Source organism: Bradyrhizobium sp., from assembly GCF_049512235.1.
In the GTDB taxonomy this organism is placed as follows: Bacteria; Pseudomonadota; Alphaproteobacteria; order Rhizobiales; family Xanthobacteraceae; genus Bradyrhizobium.
Genome location: NZ_JBEKXH010000743.1, coordinates 1 through 2926 on the forward strand (window position 1 = coordinate 1; position 2926 = coordinate 2926).

Below are 2926 nucleotides of genomic sequence, written 5' to 3' on the forward strand. Positions count from 1 at the left end.
GACTTCTTTCCTGATCGACGGCGACGCCCCGATCCTTCGCGAAAAGGACACCGTCACCGCGGAAACCGCCAACACCCCGGCCAGGCGGCTCTATTACTGCGTCCAGCTGATGTATCTGAAAAACGACATTCCGAAATATCGAGCTTCGTATCTCGGCGGCCTCAAGGACCTGCGCGAAGCGCTTGCAAGCTGCCGCGACGCGATCGACGGCATCAACAACCATGTCACCGCGGGGGCTCTCTACAAGGCTCTCAAGGAAATCAGGAAATTGATAAAGATCGAAGAAGAGCTGGTGATGAGCATGCCGGGCGCGGCCAAGGCCTGCTCGCGCTAGGAACAGCATTTCCGAAGTTCTGGCAGTTCTCGAACTGATAGGAAACCTCGGCCTCCAGCATGAGGGAAGCACTTACCGCGCATCATAAACGGTCGTCATCGCCCGGCTTGACCGGGCGACCCAGTATTCCAGAGACCTCTCCGTCGAAACGCTGACCTCACCCACCCGCGATCTCTGGATAAAGCTCTCGGCGGCCTTCGATTTGTGTTCGGCTACGCGGCCAATGAGATCGTTGGTCACGCCGATGTACAGTGTACCTCCGATGCGACTTGCAAGTATGTAGACGTAGAGCTCCGTGCCCCCATCGCCGCCTCTGTAATACTGGGTCGCCCGGTCAAGCCGGGCGATGACTGCTGTTCATGGTGCGCGGCAAGTGCCTCCCCTCATGCTCCGGAGCCGTGTGCGCTGAAGGTCTCGCGGTTGCCGCGACATTTGCCGAGGCTTCCGTATTAGAACGGACACCAAAATTAACGCGAATGAGCAAGCGCAGGAGATATTGGTCGCAAGCGAGGACATCCGTTGCACCATCGCACGTGGCCTGGCCGACAAGATTCCTTGCAGGTTGTATAGGTGGCGCAGTCACTTTCCGGCGAGAGCCGCCGGCATAATGGAGTCCGGCAGTTTCCGGATCCCTGACACGAAGAATGGTTGACGGCGACCGCAACACGAAGGCTTGGAAGGCGTATTCCGATGGACGATCTGTTGCGGGAATTCCTGACGGAGACCGGCGAGAGCCTGGATACCGTCGACAATCAACTGGTGAAATTCGAGCAGGACCCGAACAACGCCAAGATTCTCGATAACATCTTCCGCTGGAAGCGCTGGCCCATGCCGCCGAGACCCTGATGGGTAAATTCCGCGACGGCATGCCGGTGACCGGCGCGGCGGTGACGCTGATTCTGGGCACGATCGACCGCATCAAGGACATTCTGGGCCGGCTCGAGGCCACCGAGGCGGAGCCGGACGGCTCCGATCAGGACCTGATCGACGAGCTGCAGGCGATGGTTGAGCGTGGCGTGGCAGCGATGTCAGCGCCGGCTCCGCCGATCGCGTCGGCGTCGGCTGTCGCAGAGCCGGTGGCCGCCATCGCCCCGGCGATCGCGCAGGGCATCCTGGTGCCGCAGACGCTGGAGCGGCCCTTGCGCCTCGGCGAAGTGTCGCTGGATGAACTGGAGCGCGCCTTCCGCGAGACCGAAACCGAGATTGCGCCGCCGCCACCGCCGCCGCAGCCGGAAAAGGCCGCCGCCCCGGCCGCGGCTGCTGCTGCTGCGCCCAAACATGGCAGCGCAAAAACTGGCGTCGCCAAAGCGGTTGCCGGCAAACCGGTCATCGAAGTCGAGGTGCAGGAGGCCGACAAGGTCGCCAACCAGTCGATCCGGGTCAATGTCGATACGCTGGAACATCTGATGACGATGGTCTCGGAGCTGGTGCTGACCCGCAACCAGCTCTTGGAGATCTCAAGGCGCAACGACGATACCGAGTTCAAGGTGCCGCTGCAGCGGCTCTCCAACGTCACCGCCGAGCTGCAGGAAGGCGTCATGAAGACGCGGATGCAGCCGATCGGCAATGCCTGGCAGAAGCTGCCGCGGATCGTGCGCGACCTCTCGGGCGAACTCGGCAAGCAGATCGAACTGGAGATGCACGGCGCCGACACCGAGCTCGACCGCCAGGTGCTCGATCTGATCAAGGACCCGCTCACCCACATGGTGCGCAACTCCGCCGATCACGGCCTGGAGACGCCTTCCGAGCGGGCAGCCTGTGGCAAGCCCGAGCAGGGCACGATCCGGCTGTCGGCCTATCATGAAGGCGGCCACATCATCATCTGCATCGCCGACAACGGCCGCGGCCTCAACACCGAGAGGATCAAGGCCAAGGCGCTTCAGAACGGTCTCGTCAACGAGGCTGAACTGGAGAAGATGACGGAAGCGCAGATCCACAAATTCATCTTCGCGCCGGGCTTCTCGACCGCGGCCGCCGTGACCAGCGTCTCCGGCCGTGGCGTCGGCATGGACGTGGTGCGTACCAATATCGACCAGATCGGCGGCACCATCGACATCAAATCGGTCGCCGGCGAAGGCTCCAGCGTCACCATCAAGATTCCGCTGACCCTGGCGATCGTCTCGGCCCTGATCGTGGAAGCCGGTGGCGACCGCTTTGCGATCCCGCAGCTGTCGGTGGTCGAACTGGTGCGCGCGCGCGCCAATTCCGAGCATCGCATCGAGCGCATCAAGGACACCGCGGTATTGCGGCTGCGCAACAAGCTGCTGCCGCTGATGCACCTGAAGAAGCTGCTCAAGATCGACGACGGCTCCTCCTCAGACCCCGAGAACGGCTTTATCGTGGTGACGCAAGTCGGCAGCCAAACCTTCGGCATCGTGGTCGACGGCGTGTTCCACACCGAAGAAATCGTGGTCAAGCCGATGTCGACCAAGCTGCGCCACATCGACATGTTCTCCGGCAATACCATCCTGGGCGATGGCGCCGTGATCATGATCATCGACCCCAACGGCATCGCCAAGGCGCTCGGCGCCGCGGGCGCGGCCAGCCACGAGATCTCCGAGGACAACGCCGCCTCGCGCGCCAACGCCGCCG

3 protein-coding genes and 1 pseudogene are annotated in these 2926 nt (G+C 62.6%); 3 read left to right on the forward strand and 1 reads right to left on the reverse strand.

From position 1 onward, the window contains the following. Nucleotides 1-334 (forward strand): flagellar biosynthesis repressor FlbT (locus tag ABSG20_RS34700; protein WP_423868943.1); only part of this gene is annotated, 334 nt, incomplete at its 5' end. Between the two features lie 180 nt (nucleotides 335-514). On the opposite strand, the pseudogene ABSG20_RS34705 reads toward ABSG20_RS34700, so the two are convergent. Beyond that, nucleotides 515-682, reverse strand: a pseudogene (locus ABSG20_RS34705) (GIY-YIG nuclease family protein); the annotation flags it as partial. A gap of 342 nt (nucleotides 683-1024) precedes the next feature. Between ABSG20_RS34705 and ABSG20_RS34710 the strand changes: the two are divergent. Further along, nucleotides 1025-1180, forward strand: coding sequence for a hypothetical protein (locus ABSG20_RS34710; protein WP_423868944.1), 156 nt, complete (start codon nucleotides 1025-1027; stop codon nucleotides 1178-1180). Next, nucleotides 1180-2926 (forward strand): chemotaxis protein CheA (locus ABSG20_RS34715; protein WP_423868945.1); only part of this gene is annotated, 1747 nt, incomplete at its 3' end. The genes ABSG20_RS34710 and ABSG20_RS34715, both read left to right, overlap by 1 nt.

What these genes read in the sequence shown, in the direction of transcription:
- ABSG20_RS34710 (WP_423868944.1), top strand. Translation starts at nt 1,025, where the DNA reads ATGGACGATCTGTTGCGGGAATTCCTGACGGAGACCGGCGAGAGCCTG.